The sequence below is a fragment of the Clostridium sp. HCS.1 genome (assembly GCF_047900555.1).
Lineage (GTDB): Bacteria > Bacillota > Clostridia > Clostridiales > Clostridiaceae > Clostridium.
Map to the genome: position 1 here is coordinate 1,123,890 of NZ_CP170704.1, position 20,512 is coordinate 1,144,401.

Annotated in this window: 16 protein-coding genes; 15 read left to right on the forward strand and 1 reads right to left on the reverse strand. The window is 28.3% G+C overall.

The window, feature by feature from the left end; genetic code table 11:
- The first annotated feature begins 302 nt into the window (after positions 1-302).
- Positions 303-1,829: a 2,3-bisphosphoglycerate-independent phosphoglycerate mutase gene (gpmI, locus tag ACFYH6_RS05335; protein WP_416178977.1), complete on the forward strand. Its 1,527-nt coding sequence runs from the start codon at positions 303-305 to the stop codon at positions 1,827-1,829.
- 152 nt (positions 1,830-1,981) lie between these two features.
- On the opposite strand, the gene ACFYH6_RS05340 is transcribed toward gpmI, so the two are convergent.
- A complete protein-coding gene (locus ACFYH6_RS05340) occupies positions 1,982-2,746 on the reverse strand; it encodes an SDR family NAD(P)-dependent oxidoreductase (RefSeq protein WP_416178976.1) in 765 nt (254 codons plus the stop codon).
- A gap of 250 nt (positions 2,747-2,996) precedes the next feature.
- Between ACFYH6_RS05340 and ACFYH6_RS05345 the strand changes: the two genes are divergently transcribed.
- From ACFYH6_RS05345 to ACFYH6_RS05410, 14 genes are all read left to right on the forward strand, one after another.
- Positions 2,997-3,863 carry a DegV family protein gene (locus ACFYH6_RS05345; protein WP_416178975.1) on the forward strand — a complete coding sequence of 289 codons (867 nt, stop codon included), beginning with the start codon at positions 2,997-2,999 and terminating at the stop codon, positions 3,861-3,863.
- Between the two features lie 103 nt (positions 3,864-3,966).
- Positions 3,967-4,557, forward strand: coding sequence for a protein kinase (locus ACFYH6_RS05350; RefSeq protein WP_416178974.1), 591 nt, complete (start codon positions 3,967-3,969; stop codon positions 4,555-4,557).
- A gap of 125 nt (positions 4,558-4,682) precedes the next feature.
- Positions 4,683-5,639 carry a substrate-binding domain-containing protein gene (locus tag ACFYH6_RS05355; protein WP_416178973.1) on the forward strand — a complete coding sequence of 319 codons (957 nt, stop codon included), beginning with the start codon at positions 4,683-4,685 and terminating at the stop codon, positions 5,637-5,639.
- Between the two features lie 19 nt (positions 5,640-5,658).
- Positions 5,659-7,125, forward strand: coding sequence for a sensor histidine kinase (locus ACFYH6_RS05360; protein ID WP_416178972.1), 1,467 nt, complete (start codon positions 5,659-5,661; stop codon positions 7,123-7,125).
- Between the two features lie 2 nt (positions 7,126-7,127).
- On the forward strand, positions 7,128-8,378 hold the full coding sequence (locus ACFYH6_RS05365) for a response regulator (RefSeq protein ID WP_416178971.1): 1,251 nt from the start codon (positions 7,128-7,130) through the stop codon (positions 8,376-8,378).
- Positions 8,379-8,628: 250 nt separating this feature from the next.
- Complete coding sequence (gene chvE / locus ACFYH6_RS05370; protein WP_416178970.1) at positions 8,629-9,732, forward strand: multiple monosaccharide ABC transporter substrate-binding protein; 1,104 nt, start codon at positions 8,629-8,631, stop codon at positions 9,730-9,732.
- 104 nt (positions 9,733-9,836) lie between these two features.
- On the forward strand, positions 9,837-11,372 hold the full coding sequence (gene mmsA / locus ACFYH6_RS05375; RefSeq protein ID WP_416178969.1) for a multiple monosaccharide ABC transporter ATP-binding protein: 1,536 nt from the start codon (positions 9,837-9,839) through the stop codon (positions 11,370-11,372).
- The gene (gene mmsB, locus ACFYH6_RS05380) at positions 11,373-12,587 is read left to right on the forward strand and encodes a multiple monosaccharide ABC transporter permease (RefSeq protein ID WP_416178968.1); all 1,215 of its coding nucleotides are present in this window, start codon (positions 11,373-11,375) and stop codon (positions 12,585-12,587) included.
- A gap of 510 nt (positions 12,588-13,097) precedes the next feature.
- On the forward strand, positions 13,098-14,393 hold the full coding sequence (gene eno, locus ACFYH6_RS05385; RefSeq protein WP_416178967.1) for a phosphopyruvate hydratase: 1,296 nt from the start codon (positions 13,098-13,100) through the stop codon (positions 14,391-14,393).
- Between the two features lie 433 nt (positions 14,394-14,826).
- Entirely contained in the window at positions 14,827-15,057 is a 231-nt protein-coding gene (secG, locus tag ACFYH6_RS05390) for a preprotein translocase subunit SecG (RefSeq protein ID WP_291706946.1), read from the forward strand.
- Positions 15,058-15,112: 55 nt separating this feature from the next.
- Positions 15,113-15,490, forward strand: coding sequence for a PH domain-containing protein (locus tag ACFYH6_RS05395; protein WP_416178966.1), 378 nt, complete (start codon positions 15,113-15,115; stop codon positions 15,488-15,490).
- 106 nt (positions 15,491-15,596) lie between these two features.
- A complete protein-coding gene (gene rnr, locus ACFYH6_RS05400; RefSeq protein WP_416178965.1) occupies positions 15,597-17,825 on the forward strand; it encodes a ribonuclease R in 2,229 nt (742 codons plus the stop codon).
- An 86-nt stretch (positions 17,826-17,911) separates the two neighbouring features.
- A complete protein-coding gene (gene smpB / locus ACFYH6_RS05405; protein ID WP_416178964.1) occupies positions 17,912-18,382 on the forward strand; it encodes an SsrA-binding protein SmpB in 471 nt (156 codons plus the stop codon).
- Between the two features lie 179 nt (positions 18,383-18,561).
- The gene (locus ACFYH6_RS05410) at positions 18,562-20,475 is read left to right on the forward strand and encodes a sigma-54-dependent Fis family transcriptional regulator (protein ID WP_416178963.1); all 1,914 of its coding nucleotides are present in this window, start codon (positions 18,562-18,564) and stop codon (positions 20,473-20,475) included.
- Positions 20,476-20,512 lie beyond the last annotated feature (37 nt).

Below are 20,512 nucleotides of genomic sequence, written 5' to 3' on the forward strand. Positions count from 1 at the left end.
GCTCCTTTTTATTAGGTAATAATTATTATTAAAAATATTTTGATGCAAAGGTTTAACTAAGAGTTACATTTATTGTTTATTTAAATTAAATATAGTATAATAAGTATGAAATTAAAGAAAGATAATATTAAATAAGTTGTTATAAATATTTTTAAGTTAACTAAATTAATTTTTAGTTTAAAGTATTTAGAAAAGCTAGGACTTTAGCAACTTATATAAAATTTTTAAAATATATATGATTTTAATTCTATATAATATTGTCAATATAATTTCAAATATAGATAGAAAATTTGGAGGGAATTATGGCGAAGAAACCTGTAATGTTAATGATATTAGACGGATTTGGAATAGCTCCAAAATCAGATGGAAACGCTGTTGAAGCAGCACATAAACCTAATTATAATAAATTAATGACACAATATCCAAACACACAATTACAAGCTAGTGGAATGTTTGTTGGATTACCTGATGGACAAATGGGTAACTCAGAAGTAGGACACTTAAATATTGGTGCTGGAAGAATTATATATCAAGAATTAACTAGAATAACTAAGGAAATTGAAGACGGTGGATTTTTCAAAAATGAAGCATTAACTTTAGCAATAAATAATGCAAAGGAAAATAATGCTGCACTTCACTTAATGGGATTATTATCTGATGGTGGTGTTCACTCACACATAGATCATTTAAAAGGATTATTAAGATTAGCAAAAGAAGCAGGATTACAAAATGTATATGTTCATGCATTTATGGATGGAAGAGATGTTCCACCATCATCAGGAAAATATTTTGTAAATGATCTTGAAGAGTATATGAAAGAAATTGGTGTAGGTAAAATAGCTACTGTATCAGGTAGATACTACGCTATGGATAGAGATAACAGGTGGGAAAGAGTTGAGCTTGCTTATAATGCTATGGTTCTTGGAAAAGGCGAAATGGCATCTTCAGCAGCAGAAGCTATGGAAAAATCATACAATGATAACAAGACTGATGAATTTGTTTTACCAGCTGTTATAGATGAAAATGGAATGATTAAGAATGGAGACTCTGTAATATTCTTCAACTTCAGACCAGATAGAGCTAGAGAAATAACTAGAGCTATTAATGATAAAGAATTTGCTGGATTTAATAGAGAAAGATTAAACTTAACATTTGTTACAATGACTCAATATGATAAGACTTTAGAAGGTGTAAATGTTGCATATAGACCACAAAGCATAAACAACACTTTAGGTGAATATGTTTCAAATAAAGGATTAAAGCAATTAAGAATTGCAGAAACAGAAAAATATGCTCACGTTACTTTCTTCTTTAATGGTGGAGTTGAAAAAGAATATGAAGGAGAAGACAGAGCATTAATATCATCTCCAAAGGTTGCAACTTATGATTTAAAACCAGAAATGAGTGCTTACGAAGTAACTGATGAATTAATTAAGAGAATAGATTCAGATACTTATGATATGATTATATTAAACTATGCTAACCCAGATATGGTTGGTCATACAGGTGTTATGGAAGCAGCTGTTAAGGCAATAGAAACTGTAGATGAATGCTTAGGAAGAGTTGCAAATAAGATTTTAGAAAAGGATGGAACATTATTTATAACTGCTGACCACGGTAATGCAGAAATAATGATAGACTTCTCAACAGGAAATCCATTTACAGCTCATACAACAGACCCAGTTCCATTTATATGGGTATCAAACAACACTGAAGGAAGAACATTAAAAGAAGGTAAGCTAGCAGATATAGCACCTACTATGTTAAATGAAATGGGACTTGAAGCACCAGCAGAAATGACTGGAGAATGTTTAATAGTAAATAATTAATAGGTAATAGTTAATAACTAAGAGAGAATATATAATGGTTAATGGAGGAACGCAGCTAATAGCTGCGTTCTTTATTTTAAATAAAAGCCTAGTTTCTATGAAAATAGACACTAGGCTTTATGATTATTTAGAATGCACTTTTAAATTTAAAATTATAAAGTACTACCAAAATCTGAAATTATAGTTTGTCCTGTAATTGCACGAGATTCATCACTTGCTAAAAATAAAACAATGTTTGCTACATCATCAGGCATACAAGGTTTAACAGATAAATCACTATGTTTAGCCATTTGTCCCATCATATTTCTATCAAGCTTTTCTGGATTCATATGTGCTACCATTGGAGTTACAATTGTTCCTGGACATACAACGTTACAACGTATATTTGTACCTGCAAAACGTAAAGATGTATGCTTTGTTACACCAATAATTGCAGCCTTTGATGAAACATAAGCAGCACCACCATTACCAACTGCACCAGCTACTGATGATACATTTACAATAGATCCATTTCCAGTTTTCATCATTTCATTTGCAGCTTCACGCATGCAATACATAGTTCCTTTTGTATTTGTGTCTATGATATAATCCATATCATCATCAAGAACACAGTCTATTGGTTTTAATCCTTCTTCTAATACCCCTGCATTATTAACTAAAATATCAACTTTACCAAAAGCTTCAACTGCCTTAGAAATTAAATTTTTAACATCATCAGTTTTTGATATATCAGTAACTACTGTAAGAACTTCGCCACCAGCTTCTTTAATTTTATTGGCAACATCAATTAATTGAGCTTCACGACGAGCACTAATGACAACCTTTGCACCTTCTTTTGCAAATAACAATGCAGTTGTTGCTCCTACACCAGAATTTCCCCCTGTAACTATTGCTACTTTCCCTTTTAAACGAGCCATAATATCCTCCCTAAAATTGGCGAATTATCGCCATATATTGTAATTGAAGTATAACCCCTTGATAAATTATTGTCAATATACAATTTTGTAAAATTAAGGATAAATATTGCTTATATAATAAATATTTTAGAGAGAAAATTTAATATGCATTGTATATAAAATATTTTGAATATCAAATCATTTGACAAAGAAATAAAATGAAGTTATAATATCAATAAATTTTAATAGATATTTATAGGAGTTGTATTATATGAACGTAAAATTATTAACAGATTCAGCTTGTGATCTATCTATAGATTATATTAAAGAAAATAATATTGCTGTGGCCTCATTGATGGTTAATTTAAATGGAGAATTTATAGAAGATGATCTAGGACAAACTTTATCTCATAAAGAGTTTTATAAAAGTGTTAGAGAAGGAGCAATGCCTTCAACTACTCAAGTTAATGTAGGAACATTTTATGATTTATTTTCAAGGTATGTTAGTAAAGGAGAAACCATTTTATATATAGGAGTATCATCAGCTTTAAGTGGAACAATAAGCAGTGCAACTACTGCTAAAAATATGGTTTTAGAAGAAAATAAAGAAGCTAAAATATATATTGTAGATTCGTTAAGTGTATCTGTAGGGGAAGGCCTTTTAGTATGTAAGGCTGTTGAAATGATAAAAAATAATATAGATATAGAAGAAATAGTAAATTATTTGGAAGATACCAAAAGAAAAGTTATTCATACTATAACAGTAGATGATTTAAACCATTTAAAAAGAGGTGGCCGTATTTCAGGAACAGTAGCAACGGTAGGAGGCTTACTTGGAATAAAGCCAACTTTAAAAATTGATAATCAGGGAAAAGTAGTTGCTACAGATAAAATTAAAGGAAGAAAAAAGGCTTTAAAGTATTTAGTTGAGCAGTTGAAATTAAAGGGAGAAGATATAGAAAATCAAAATATATTTGTTTGTCATGCAGATTGCATTGAAGATGCTTTAGAGTTGAAAAAAATGATATTAGAAGAATTTAAGGTTAAAGATATTAGTATAAATTCTATAGGAGCAGTAATTGGAGCTCATGGTGGTCCAGGAACTCTTGCTTTAGTATTTATTGGAAATGAAAGATAATTTTAAAGGTACAAACTTAAATCTTTTATTAAGTGTAGAAGTTGTTATAAATATTGCCAATAAATAATAATATATAATAATAGTATTTTTATGGGAGAGTAATATGCCTAGAACCTATTCTTATTCAGCAGATTTTGATGCTGAAACCGAAAGACTTTTTAAAGATGCTGTGTTTCTTGGAGAAGGACATAACGGGATAGTTTATGAGCTTCCTAATAACAAAGCAATTAAGATTTTTCAAGAAGCAAAATGTTGCAAAGAAGAAGGAGAAATTTTAAAAAGGGTAAGTAAATCTAAATATTTTCCAAGAGTTTATAATATGGGAAAGTTTTATATTGTAAGAGATAAAATACAAGGGAACAGGCTAGATACTTATATTAAGAAAAAGGGGTTTAGCTATGAAATTTCAGAGGGTTTATATAATTTATTAACAGAGTTTAAAAGACTTAAATTTACTAAAATAGATGCTCGATGTAGAGACATATATATATCAGATAGTAAAGAAATAATGGTTATAGATCCTAAGCAATGCTATAGTAAAAAAGTTAATTATCCAAGACACTTGATGAAGGGATTAGAAAAAGCAGGAGTATTAGAAAGTTTTTTAGAGGACATTAGAATAATAAATAAAAAATCTGCTGTAGAGTGGGAAAAAAGATATAATCAATATCTTCAATATAGAGAATTGGAATAAAAGAGTCTACATAGGCTCTTTTTTAATATTAATAAAAATTTATTTCACATATTATAAAATTATTTGATGTGATATAATATTTTTATGTAATTGTATACATGGTTTTAGCAAGGTGGTAGATATATATGAAAAAAGTTTTGGGTATAGCAAAGTATTTAGTTTTTATTAGTATCTTCTTTGCTTTACTTTTTGGTGTACAAGATATATTAAAAGAACAAGAAAATTATTATGAAGAATTAAAAAATAAAGTTGTATTAATTTCACATGTCTATTCTAATCCCTATTGGCAAGATATAAAAAAAGGAGCCGAAGAAGCTGCTAAGGATAAAAATATAATAGTAGAATTTCAAGGACCAGATTATGCTAGTGTTGAAGAAGGTATACGACTTATTAAAATGGCATATGCCTCTAATGTAAGTGGAATTATAACCTATGTTCAAGATTCAAGTAGTTATAATGCAATAATTAATAAAATTATAGATGATAATATACCTTTAATAACTATAGATTCAGATGCTGAAGAAAGTAAAAGGTTAGCTTATATTGGGACTGATAATGTTAATGCTGGAAAAGTAGGAGCTAAGGAAATGATTAGACAAGTAGGGAATACAGGAGATATTGGAATTATATTAGGGGGAGCAGAAGTTAAAAATCAAATTGAAAGAGTTAAGGGATTTAAATCTTATATTGAAGAGAATTCAAATCTTAAAATAACTAATACAGAATCTTCTGATTCATATTTGCTTCAAGCTGAATTAGCCACTAAGAAAATATTAACTGATAATGTAGATATAAAAGCATTATTTTGCACCTCTGCTCAAGATGGAATAGGAGCAGCAAAAGCAATTAAGAGTATGAATTTAATTGGAAAAGTTAAGATAATATGCTTTGATGCATTACCAGAAACATTAGATTTAATAGAAGAAGGTGTTATTAGTGCAACTATTGCACAAAATCCATATGTTATGGGGCAAGAATCTGTAAATACTATTGTAAACATAATAAAAGGAAATAAAGTTCAAGAACTTCAGCTTATTGATGTATTAGTTATCAATGATAAAAACGTAGCTGAGTACAAATAGCATAAGGAGAAGCATAATAATGAAAAGTTTAAAAAGTAAGATAATAGTATTTGTCATAATTTTAATAATACCATTAGTTACTAGTAATATAGTATCACTAATTCTTAGTAAAGAAATAAATGATAATTATAGCATTATGCTTTATAAGTTAAATGAAACTAATGATGTGAAAAACCTTCTTAATGAATCTTTTAATTATTTTAATGAGCATTTCCAAACTAGCGATTTAGAATCTAAAAGAGTTTATGAAAATAATATAGTTAAGTCATTAGAAAAGCTATCTACACTAGAAGGAAGCTCAGATATTGAAAGTAGATACATATTAAGGGATTTGTCAAATACAATTAGGAGTTATAAAAGTCAAGGAGATAAGACTATTCAGTTATTTAGTGAGCAAGGAGCTATTGATGCATATTATGATCAATATATGTCAACTAGAGATATGCTTTCCTATTGTAACTCCTTTATTACCAAGCTAAATGAAAGTTATATTAAGACAAATAATATAATATATAATGAGAGTAAGGAAAAGGAAAGAGAGTTATATAAAATATTAAGTGTATTTGTAGTAATAACTATATTTATCAGTGCTGTTTATACAATTCTTTTTGTTAAGGAGATATTAAAAAAATTGCAAGTATTAATTAATGCAGCTAAGGATGTATCTAAAGGTAATTTTAAAGAAATAAAAGCTGAAAAAACTGATATATATGAAATTAATATATTAAATGAAGCTTTTGATAAAATGATAAGAAATTTAATAGGATACATAAATTCTCTTAAAGAAAAGGCAGAGCTAGAGGCAAAAATAAAAGATGATGAAGTGAAATTATTAAAATATGAAAATGCATTAAAGTTATCTCAACTAAGAGTGCTACAATCACAAATAAATCCTCATTTTCTTTTTAATACTTTAAACTGCATAAATCAAACTGCTATAAGTGAAAAAGCTTATAAAACAGAAGGTCTAATAACTTCAGCAGCAGGTATGCTTAGATATAGCTTAAGTATGATGGAAAGAAATGCAACCTTAGCAGACGAGATAAATGTAGTAAAGCAATATATATTTATTCAAAAAGTAAGATATGATGATAGATTAACTTTTGGTTTAGATATAAATTGCGATATTGGAGATATAGTAGTACCTGGAATGACTTTACAACCATTTGTTGAAAATGCCTTTATTCACGGAATAGAACCTAAGGAAGAGGGGGGATATATTAATATAAAGATATATAAAGAATTAAATGAATATAAGGTGATTATAGAAGATAATGGCTGTGGTATAAGTGAAGATACATTAAATAAAATAAAAAGTGGAGGAAACGAAAAAGAACATATAGGCCATACAACTGGACTAGGGATAAGAAGTGTTGTTGATAGGTTAGAAATTTTATATGGTGAGAAGGACATGTTTAATATAAGCAGCAAGGAAGGACAAGGAACTAAAATATTTTTGAGAATTCCCATTAAGGAGTTGAAATAAGTATGTTAAAAATTCTAATTGCTGATGATGAAAAATATGAGAGGGATTCAGTAATAAGCCTTATAGAAGAAAATTTCAAAGATAAGCTTACTATAGCTCAAGCTAAAAATGGAAGAGAAGCAATTGAAATTGCTGAACAAATTAGACCGGAAATAATAATAATGGATATTAAGATGCCAGGTATAAATGGGATAAAAGCAATAGAGGAAATTAGAAAAACTTCATCAAGCACATACTTTATAATGTTAACAGCATATGATTATTTTGATTTTGCTATTGAAGCTGTGAAATTAAATGTAAAAGAATACTTATTAAAGCCTTTTGTTAGAAGTGAGTTTATAAATAAAATTAATAATGCTATAGAATCAGTAGAAAAGAAAAAGGCTAAGCGTAAAAGTGATATAGAAAAAGAAGAGAAAATTAATAATTTAATTGGAGTATTAGAAAATGAATTAAGCTACAGCATTATAAATAATGCATTAGACAGTATTGATTTTAATATGCATATGGACTACTTAGATTTAGATTTTAACAATGCCTTTGCAATATGCATTAAAATATTATCAACTAACTTTAATAATTTATTAAAGAGACAAGTAGGAGAATATATAAATGAACTTTTAAAATTTAAGTATAAGGCAATTGGAACCTATTGCTATACAGAAAATCTTATTTTCTTTATTCAAATTCATAATTATAAGGACATTAATGAAGAAATAACAGAAAATATAAATGCCATTAATGATATAAAAAGAGAAATAGAAAGGCATTTTAATATTGCTACTGAAATTGGAATAGGATATTGCTATAGTGGAATTGAATTAATGAATAAATCTTATGAAGAGGCTAATAAAGCCATAAGTTATAGTAATGAAAGCGAAATAATTCATATTGGGAAAATTCAAGAGTATAACTATAGTCAAGATTATGATAAAGAGAAAACTAAGCTTTTCAAAAAGGTTACAGAATACATTGAGAACAATATAAAAGAGGATTTAAACTTAGAAAGCGTTGCAAATAAGTTTAATCTAAGCCCATATTATTTTAGTAGAAGTTTTAAAGAGGCCATGGGATGTAATTTAATTGATTATATAAATATTGTAAGAATAAAAAAATCTAAAGAACTATTAAAGCAAAAAGAAATGAGCATTAAAGAGATTGGATATACTGTAGGTTATAGTGATCCAAATTATTTTAGTAAGGTATTTAAAAAATACGAAGGATATTCACCAAAAGAATATAAATTTAAATAGCAAAAAAATACTATTCTTTTAATTAATAAAGTAAAAATATAATGTTAGTGTAGATTAAAAATTGTAAATAGGCACTAGCAGTATATTTTTGCTTTATTTTTATAGTATTTTTTTGCTTACTTTATGGTAAAAAATATAAATAAAATGGCAAATTTATAAAGAGATAAAGCAATTAATTCCATTGAGTTAAACGTATACATATAATATGATTTTTATGTACTTAAATTAAAAAAGAAAAGGGGAGTTAAAAATGAGAATTAAAAAATTAATTGCTTTAACTTTAACTGCAGCTTTAATGACTGTTACTATTGGATGTAGTAAAGCAGAAACAGGTAGTAATACTGGCGGAGGAAAAGAAACTAAATCTAATCTGATAGGTGTAGCAATGCCTACACAATCACTTCAAAGATGGAATCAAGATGGAGCTAACATGAAATCAGAACTTGAAGGAAAGGGCTATAACGTTGATTTACAATATGCTAATAATGATGTAAATACTCAAGTTCAACAAATAGAAAATATGATAACTAAAGGATGTAATGTACTAGTTATAGCATCTATTGATGGATCTGCATTAACAGATGTTCTAAGTAAAGCAGCTGATAATAAAATTAAAGTAATTGCATATGATAGATTAATTATGCAATCTGAAAATGTAGATTACTATGCAACCTTTGATAACTTTAAAGTTGGTGTTAACCAAGGCCAATATATAGAAGAAAAATTAGACTTAAAGAATGGTAAAGGACCTTTTAATATTGAATTATTTGCAGGAGCTCCTGATGATAATAATGCAACATTCTTCTTTGAGGGTGCAATGAGTATATTAAAACCATATATAGATAGTGGTAAATTAGTAGTTCCAAGTGGACAAACTAAATTCACAGAAGTAGCAACTCAAAGCTGGGATTCAGCAAAAGCACAAGCTAGAATGGATAACATAATTACTGCAAACTATGCTAGTGATAAAAAGTTAGATGCTATTTTATCATCAAATGATAGTGTTGCTATAGGTGTTGTAGCTTCTCTTCAAAATGCTGGTTATGGATCAGCAGATAAACCTTATCCAATATTAACTGGACAAGACTGTGATAAACCAAATGTATTAGCTATGATAAATAAACAACAATCTATGTCTGTATTTAAAGATACAAGAACTCTTGCTAAAAAAGTTGTTGAAATGGTAAATGCTTTAATTGATGGAAAAGAAGCAGAAGTAAATGATACTAAGACTTATAATAATGGTGCAAAAGTAGTTCCATCATACCTTTGTGATCCTGTAAATGTTACTGTAGACAATTATAAAGAAGCTTTAATTGATAGTGGATATTATAAAGAAGCTGACTTAAAGTAAAAATCACCATTTAAGATAAATATATTAGCTATAGCTGAATGTAATATGCATTTCAGCTATAGCATATATTCATAGAAGAATGAAGGTAGGAGGGAGGAAAGTAGATGGAAAAAGTCATTTTAGAAATGAAAAATATAACAAAAACTTTTCCAGGAGTTAAAGCTTTAGATGATGTGAATCTTAAAGTAACAGAAGGAGAAATACATGCACTAATTGGAGAAAATGGCGCAGGGAAGTCAACTCTTATGAATGTACTTAGTGGAATATACAGTTATGGAACATATAGTGGGGATATAATTTTTAATGGTGAGCTATGCAAATTTAACAACATAAAAGATAGCGAAAAAAAAGGAATAGTTATAATCCATCAAGAGTTAGCATTAATACCTGAATTATCTATATCAGAAAATATATTTCTTGGAAATGAAAGAGCGAAGGGGCTAATGATAAATTGGAGAGAGACAGATGTAGAAGCAGCAAAAATGTTAGAAAGAGTTAAATTAGAACAAAATGTACAAACCAAAATAAAAAATATTGGTGTTGGTAAACAACAATTAGTGGAAGTAGCTAAAGCTTTAGCAAAGGATGTTAAGCTGTTAATTTTAGATGAACCTACAGCTGCACTAAATGATAAGGACTCAGAAAGTTTACTTCAACTTTTATTGGAATTAAAGAAAGATGGAATTACATGTATTTTAATTTCTCATAAGCTAAATGAACTTTTAAGAGTAGCTGATAATATAACAATTCTTAGAGATGGATCAACAATACAATCAATGAAAAATGATGGAAGTATTGATGAGGATGACATTATTAAATGCATGGTTGGAAGAGAGCTTACTAACAGATATCCTAGCCATGAATCAAATATAGGTGAAGTTATTTTTGAAGTTAAGAATTGGAATGTTTATGATCCTATTATAGATGATAGAAAGATTATTAAAGATGTAAATATAAATATAAGAAAAGGTGAAATAGTTGGACTCTCAGGTTTAATGGGAGCTGGAAGAACAGAATTTGCTATGAGTATTTTTGGAAAGGCTTATGGCAGAAATATAAGTGGAACTATAATTAAAAATGGAAAAGAAATTAAGTTGAATAATATAAGAGAAGCAATAGATTCAGGTCTAGCTTATGTAACAGAAGACCGTAAAACAGCAGGCCTTAACTTAATTGATAGTATTAAGAATAATATATCAATAGCAAAAATTAAAAAGATTAGTAAGATACAATTTATAAATGATAATGAAGAAATAGGAGTAACAGAAGACTTTAGGAAAAAACTTAATATTAAATCTCCTTCAATAATACAAAAAGCTGGAAACTTGTCAGGTGGTAATCAACAAAAAGTTGTTTTAAGTAAATGGATATTTACTGATCCAGATATTTTAATCTTAGACGAACCAACTAGAGGAATAGATGTAGGGGCAAAGTATGAAATATATAAGATAATAAATGACTTAGCAGACTCTGGCAAATCTATTTTAGTAATTTCATCAGAGCTTCCTGAAATATTAGGTATATGTGATAGGGTATATGTAATGAATGTTGGAAGAATTGTTGGTGAATTACCAACTAGTGAAGCATCACAAGAAATTATAATGAAATGCATAATGGATAGTAATAAGGAGGTAGTTTAAATGCAACTAGGTAAAAATATAGAATTAAAATCTAAGCCAACTTTAGGGGAATCATTAAAAAATATATTTAAAGATAATGTAAGACAATATGCAATGCTTATAGCATTAGTTGTAATTATAATTTTATTTCAAATTTTAACTAAAGGCATACTTTTAGTGCCTATGAATGTAACTAATTTGATACTTCAAAACAGTTATGTTTTTATTTTATCTATTGGTATGACATTGTGTATAGTATCTAGTGGGAATATAGATCTTTCAGTTGGTTCTATAGTTGCTTTTGTGGGTGCTCTTGCAGGAATACTTATTATAAATAAAGGTATGGCAGTTTTTCCAGCAGTATTAATTTGTATAGCAGTGGGAGTATTAATAGGAATATGGCAAGGCTTCTGGATAGCATATGTTAGAATACCAGCCTTTATAGTAACTCTTTCAGGAATGTTATTATTCAGAGGATTAACAGTAAAACTACTTCAAGGATTAACTTTAAGTCCATTTCCAAAATCATTTCAAGCTATAAGTGGAGGGTTTTTCCCAGATTTATTTGGAGGTAGCAATGTAAATATTACAACTTTTGTTGTAGGTATATTACTATCATTAGTGTATGTATATATAGAACTTAAAAATAGAGCTGAAAGACAAAAATATAATTTCCAACTTATTCCTATGCCACTATGTATAGCAAAAATTATCTTAATAGTATCAGCAACTATGTTAGTAACTTATTGGCTTGCTATATATAAAGGAATTCCAATAATGTTTGCAATTATAGGTATTTTAGTATTTATTTATACAATAATTACTTCTAAAACAATACCTGGAAGATATCTTTATGCTATGGGTGGAAATGAAAAATCAGCAAAACTATCAGGAATAAATACTAATAAAGTTTTATTCTTAGTATATGTTAATATGGCTGTTCTTTCTGCAATAGCAGCTATAAGTTTTACATCAAGATTAAATGCTGCATCACCTCAATCAGGTTTAAACTTCGAATTAGATGCAATAGCTGCATGTTATATCGGAGGGGCATCAGCTTACGGTGGTGTAGGTACAGTTATTGGTGCTATAGTTGGAGCATTAGTAATGGGTGTTTTAAATAATGGTATGTCAATATTAGGTGTAGGTAGTGATATGCAAATGGCTATAAAGGGACTAGTTCTTTTATTAGCAGTAGCATTTGATGTATTTAGTAAAAGAAAAGCAACAGTTTAATTAAATGTAAAATTAATAATGTAAAATGTAAAATTGATGAATAAACTCCTGAAGGAATTTATAATAAAATATATATTTTTAGTAATTTGTTTCAAATTACTAAAGTAATTCTTAACTTAAAATTAGAGGTTGTTGCTACAACCTCTTTTTAATTATAAAAAATTAATAAAAAGTATTTTTAAATACGCATATTAAATAAGAGGATATAAGTAAAATGAAATACTATGTGGAATATAAATGAAAAAATATCAGTTTCTAAATAAACAAAAGAAAAAATAATTAATTTGTTAAATGATTACATGTTAAATTGATGTTGAAAATTATGGGCAAAGTGGTATAATAATATAGAAAATATGATAACGATTATTGTTTGCCAAAAGATGTTATTTGTTTTAATATTTTCTATTACTATTAGTAGCTTTATGAATAATTATGTCAGTTTATGATATAATAATAAAGGTAATATATAGAGAATATAATAAATAACATTAAAATAAAGGAGGATACGTAATGAAAAATTATTGCGAAATAGTTGACGTTGTAGCTAGACAAATTCTAGACTCAAGATGTTTCCCAACTGTAGAAGTTGAAGTTTATTTAGAAGATGGTACTGTAGGAAGAGCTGCTGTTCCATCAGGTGCATCAACAGGAATGTATGAAGCAGTTGAATTAAGAGATGGAGATAAGAGTAAGTACTTAGGAAAAGGTGTTTTAAAGGCTGTTCAAAACGTAAATGATACAATAGCTGAAGAATTAATTGGATGTAACGTATATGATCAACCATATATAGATAAGTTACTTATAGAATTAGATGGTACTCCAAACAAAGCTAAGCTTGGTGCTAATGCTATATTAGGTGTTTCTTTAGCAGTAGCTAATGCAGCAGCTAAGTCATTAGATTTACCATTATACCAATATGTAGGTGGAGTAAATGCAAAAGTTTTACCAGTACCTATGATGAACATAATCAATGGTGGATCACATGCTGACAACTCAGTAGATTTACAAGAATTCATGGTTATGCCAGTTGGAGCTAAGACTTTCAGTGGCGCTTTACAAATGTGTGCAGAAGTTTACCATACATTAAAGAAAACTTTACACGATAAAGGATACTCAACTGCTATAGGTGATGAAGGTGGATTCGCTCCAAACCTTAAGTCAAACGAAGAAGCTATCGAAGTTATTATAGAAGCTATAACTGCAGCTGGATACAAAGCTGGAGAAGATATGTTCATAGCTATAGATGCTGCTTCATCAGAATACTACAAAGATGGAAAGTATGTATTAGAACATGAAGGAAAGACATTAACTGCAGCTGAAATGGTTGACTTCTTAGAAAACTGGGTTAACAAATACCCAATTATATCAATCGAAGATGGTATGGCTGAAGAAGACTGGGAAGGTTGGAAGCTATTAACTGAAAGATTAGGTAAGAAGGTTCAATTAGTTGGTGATGATTTATTCGTTACAAACACTGAAAGATTAGAAAGAGGTATTGATTTAGGAGTTGGTAACTCAATATTAATTAAGTTAAACCAAATCGGTACTTTAACTGAAACTTTAAATGCTATAGAAATGGCTAACAGAGCTGGATACACAGCAGTTATATCTCACAGATCAGGTGAAACAGAAGATACAACTATAGCTGACTTAGTTGTAGCTGTTAATGCTGGTCAAATCAAGACTGGTGCTCCTGCAAGATCTGAAAGAGTTGCTAAGTACAACCAATTAATAAGAATTGAAGAAGAATTAGACGATGTAGCTGAATACAGAGGAAGAAAAGCATTCTTCAACATCAAGAAGTAATTTAATTACCATATAATTTATAAGGGATTGTAAGCGAAAGCCTACAATCCCTATTAAATTTATTTAATAATTTTAAAATTATCTTTTTGGGGATGATCTTTAATAATTTATATTAAGTATAAAAAGAGACAAATGTTATATGAGGGCGACTTGGAGCTTGCGAGGTCGCAACGAGTATATCTTTTAAATTTATATTTTAATTTGAAATAGATAGTTCATAATTCTGAATGAAATGAGGAATTATTACCTTTAGTTTCTAAGTTTGTTATATAAGGTTGCGATGACTTGGAGCGAATGCGAGGTCATAAGCAACCTTATATAACAAACTTTAATGTAATTTTTTTGAAGATAATTACTTGTGTTATAGTATTTTATATGTTAATATAACCTTATGTAAATACGACCATTTTTATTAAGGTTGGGAGGTATAGCAATGAAGAATTTATTGTTAGTATTGGAAGCAGTTTTGGGATTAGTAATTATAGTATCAGTATTATTACAACCAAGTAAAACAGATGCATTAAGTGGACTTATTCAAGGAAGTAAAAATGAAACATTCTTCTCTAAGAATAAAGCAAGAACTAAGGAAGCTATGTTGTTAAAATTAACAATTATATCTATGGCTCTTTTTGCTGTGAATACATTAGCTTTAAACTTAATATAATATTAAAAAAGAGCTGCTTTAGGTAGCTCTTTTATACTATAAAGGAGTGGTTAATATGGGAATATTTAATGGATTAATGGGTAATGCTTCAGAAATGGATTTAGATGGTATAATTAAAGAGTATAATAAAATATTAGCGGAAAATGAAAGAATAGAAAAATCATATAAATTAATTAGAGATTTATTTATCTTTACTAATAAAAGACTTATATTAGTTGATAAGCAAGGGGTAACGGGAAAGAAAACAGAATATCATTCAATACCTTATAAATCTATTACACATTTTAGTATAGAAACTGCAGGACATTTTGATTTAGAAGCAGAACTTAAAATTTGGATTTCAGGAACTGCACTGCCTATTGAAAAGCAATTCAATAGCAGTCTTAATATTTATGAATTACAACAAGTATTAGCAACCTACTGCTTAAAATAAACTTTTTTGTTTATAATGAGCAAGATGGGGGAAAATAGAGAAGGAGAATAATATAATTTGAATATAATACAAAAATATAAAAATAAAGATAAAGGAAGTGATATAGATGGGAATTAAAGAAACTTTATTAAGTTTTATGAGAGAAGAAGCATACAGACCAATGGACATTCAAGAATTAGTATCTGTATTTGATATAAATCCCGACGAGTATAAATCCTTTAAAAAAGTACTAAAGACTATGGAAAAAGAAGGACTTATTGTTAGAACTAAAAAGGATAAGTTTGGAGTTCCAGAAAGACTTGGACTAATTTCAGGAAAATTAGAAGTTCATTCAAAGGGATATGGATTTTTAATACCAGAAACTGAAGGAGAAAAAGATGTCTTTGTACCAAGTTCTTCTATGAATGGAGCTATGAATGGAGATAAGGTTCTAGTTCAAATAACAAGAGAAGATATTAATGGTAAAAAGCGTGAAGGTGAAGTAAGAGAAGTATTAAGCAGAGCAAATAATAAGATTATAGGTGTATATGAAGATAGTAGAAACTTTGGCTTTGTAGTTCCAGAAGATTCTAGACTAAATCAGGATATCTTCATATCTAAAAAAGATAGAAATGGAGCAAATGAAGGTGATTTAGTAATTTGCGAAATTGTAAAATGGGCAGATAAAAGAAGAAGCCCAGAAGGTGTAGTTAAAGAAGTACTAGGCAAAAAGGGAGATAAGGGTTTAGATATTCTTACAATTATAAAAAAATATGGATTGCCTGAAGAGTTCCCAGCTAAAGTATTAAATTACGCAGAAAACATAGAAGAAGAAATTCCAGAAAAGGAATATGCAAGAAGAGTTGACCTTAGAAATTTAAGAATGGTAACTATAGATGGAGAAGATGCTAAGGATTTAGATGATGCTGTATCTATTGAAAGACTTGATAATGGTAAGTTTAGATTAGGAGTTCATATTGCAGATGTATCTCACTATGTAAAAGAAAAAAATCCTTTAGATAGAGAAGCTTTAAAGAGAGCAACTTCTGTTTATTTAATAGATAGAGTTATACCAATGCTTCCTAAGAAGTTATCTAATGGAATATGTTCTTTAAATCCTAAGGTTGATAGATTAGCATTAAGCTGCTTTATGATTATAGATAACAAGGGAAAGGTAATTCAACACGAAATAGAAGAAACAGTTATAAAAACTAGTGAGAGAATGACTTATACTGATGTTACAAAAATTCTTGAGAATAATGATGAAGAGCTAATAAAGAGATATGATTATTTAGTTGATGACTTTAAAGCTATGGAAGAGCTTTGTAATATTTTACGTGAAAAGAGAATGCGAAGAGGAGCCATTGATTTTAATTTTGAAGAATCAAAGATAATATTAAATGATTTAGGAAAACCAGTAGATATTAAACCTTATGATAGAGCTATTGCAAATAGAATAATAGAAGAATTTATGTTAGTTTGTAATGAAACCATTGCAGAACATATGTATTGGACTAATTTGCCATTCGTATATAGAATTCATGAAGATCCAGATGAAGAAAAACTAGAAAAGTTTAAGGAATTTGTATATAACTTAGGTTATGTAGTTAGATGGGGACAAGAAGCACATCCAAGAGCCCTTCAAGATATACTTGATAAGGTTAAGGGTAAAAAAGAAGAAACTGTAGTAAGTACGTTACTATTACGTTCAATGATGCAAGCAAAATACTCTCCAGAATGTGTAGGTCACTTTGGTCTTGCAGCTAAATATTATTGTCACTTTACATCACCAATAAGAAGATATCCAGATTTACAAATCCATAGAATTATTAAAGAACAATTAAATGGAAAAATAGATGAAAAGAGAATTGCAAAATTATCTAATATAGTAGAAATTGCATCAAAGCAATCCTCTGAAATGGAAAGATTAGCTCAAGAAGCTGAAAGAGAAGTGGATGATTTAAAGAAAGCAGAATATATGCAAGAAAGAATTGGAGAAGAATTCTCTGCTATTATTTCTTCAGTTACATCCTTTGGATTATTTGCAGAACTTCCAAATACAATAGAAGGATTAATTCATATTACTGCTTTAGATGATGATTATTATATTTATGATGAAGCTCATTTATGCCTAATAGGAGAAAGAACTAAGAAGGTTTATAGATTAGGGGACGAAGTAAAGGTAAGATGTACTAGAGTTGATATAGACAATAGGGAAGTATATTTCGATTTAATTGAAGAAGAAGCTAAAGAAGAAATAATTCCAAGTGAAAAGACAATTGAAAAAATAAATGAAGCTAAAGTAAATATAAATAGTGACTTATTGGAAGATGATGAAGAGGAAGAATTAGAATAATTTCTTAGTCCAATAAATTTAAATTTTAGTTATTGATTAATAATTTGATATACTTAATAAGTAAAAATAAAATGCGTGGTGAGATTATGGTAAGGAAGAAAAATAGTAATTCATTAGCTGAAAATAGAAAAGCTAGACATGATTATTTTGTGGAAGAAACTATAGAAGCTGGAATAGCTTTAGTTGGAACTGAAGTTAAATCTATAAGAGCAGGTAAATGTAATTTAAAAGATTGCTATGCCGATGTAGATAACAGTGAAATAATAGTAAAGAATATGCATATAAGTCCTTATGAGCAAGGTAATATATTTAATGTTGATCCTTTAAGAGAAAGAAAGCTTTTACTTCATAAAGAGCAAATTGCTAGATTTAATGGATTAGTAGCTCAACAAGGTTATACATTAGTTCCATTATCATTATATTTAAAAAATGGTAAAGTAAAGGTAGCACTTGGGTTATGCAGAGGTAAAAAGAATTACGATAAAAGAGATTCAATGATAGAAAAAGCTCATAAGAGAGACATAGAAAGACAGTTAAAGGAATCTAATAGATATTAATTAAATTAATAAGACTTTAAGCTTAATAGAAATATTAAAATTAAAGTCTTATTTTTATTTTGCTAAATAAAGCCTTACATTAAATAAAGCTTATGAAATTTTATATGGTAAATATTTTATTGTAATAGTAAACTATAACTATAAATGAGTATTTATGGAAAAATATGAGGTATGTAAGTATGATTAATAAAAGTTTATTGATTGAAGAATCCCATAAGAGAAGTGAAGTTTATGGAGTAAATAAAAATATAAATCACTCAAAGATAATACTAGAAAGAGATGAACTTAAAAAAGTTCTAGAAGCAAATAAAGAGCTTATTGAAATATCTAAGCCATATATAGATATGGTAGCTGAATCTGTTGATGATAAAGACTTTATTATAATATTAACTGATAAAAATGGATGTATTCTATATATTAGAGGAGCTAGTGAAATAAGAGATGAATTAGAAAAATTGAATTTAAAGGTTGGAGCCTATATGGATGAAAGAAATATAGGTACCAATGCAATGTCTATGGCAATATCAGAGGATAGATGTATTCAAATTACTGCAAAAGAACATTATATATCAATATTTCAAAGTTTAACTTGCTCAGCAGCGCCTATTCATAATAGCAAGGGTGAAATAATTGGTACTTTAAACTTAACAGGAAAAAGCAATATGAAGCATCCACATACACTAGGTTTAGTTATATTTGGGGTTAAGGCAATTGAAAATGAAATATTAAGAATTAATACTAAGGATATATTAAATCAAACATATAATTATATGAAAACAGTTATAGAAAATGTGGATAAAGGAATAATCATAATAGATATCTATGGGAAAATAATTAATATAAATGAGTTAGGATTAAAAATTTTAGATAAGAGAAATCATAACTTAATCAATGAAGATATTAATTATATAGTGCCAAGCTTTAAGAATATAATAGAAAGAATCTCAAAGAATAATGAAAGCTTAAGAAGAGAAATAAAGTTAAGTCATGATAGTAAGTATAAAACAGAAGTTATACTTAAGGGAATAAAGCATGGAGATAAAGTTATAGGAGTTGTTGCAACTTTAGGAAAGATAAAGGAAAAGGACTTTGAAAATAGCTTTACTGGAGCTTTCTTTACCTTTAGTGATATTATAGGAAAAAGTGATGCTATTAAAAATGTAATTACAAATTGTAAAATTATAGCCAATAGCCCATCAACAGTATTAATACAAGGAGAAAGTGGAACAGGAAAAGAAGTATTAGCCCAAGCTATTCATAATTATAGCATAAGAAAAAACAATAAATTTATAGCTATAAATTGTGGAGCAATACCATCAAATATTATTGAAAGTGAGCTATTTGGATATGAAGATGGAACCTTTACAGGTGGGAAAAAAGGAGGGAAAATAGGTAAAATTGAATTAGCAAATGGAGGAACTTTATTTTTAGATGAAATTGGAGAAATGCCTTTAGATATGCAAGTTAAACTTCTTAGAGTTCTACAAGAAGGAAGAGTAACAAGGTTAGGTGGAAGCAAAGAAATTACAATAGATATGAGGGTAATAGCTGCCACTAATAAAGATTTAAAAAGAGAAGTTAGAGAAGGAAGATTCAGAGAAGATTTATTTTATAGACTATGTGTTATTCCAATAAAATTACCACCATTAAGAGAAAGAAGTGGAGATATAAATCTATTAATTGAGTATTTCTTAGGGGTTAAGTCACTTAAATTAGAAAAAGATATACCTAAGTTAAGTGATAAGCTTCTAGAAAGGTTATTAAGTTATGAATGGAAGGGAAATATAAGGCAGTTAGAAAATTGCATTGAAAACATAGTTAATTTAAATGGTGAACTATCTCCGGATTTTCTAGATGAATTTGAAGAGATAAATAAAGAAGTGGTAAATAAAAATAGTATTATAGATTCAAGAGATGTAGAGAATAAGAATTTGAATTTAGATTTTATAGAAAAAGAAGCTATTATAAATGCTATAAAGTATAATGAATATAATATTACTAGAACTGCAAAAGCACTAGGGGTAAGTAGGAATACATTATATCTTAAGATAAAAAAATATAATTTAAATATAGAAAAGGTCAATGTACAATAATAGGACACTGTCATAAAATTTAACAGATATAAATAAT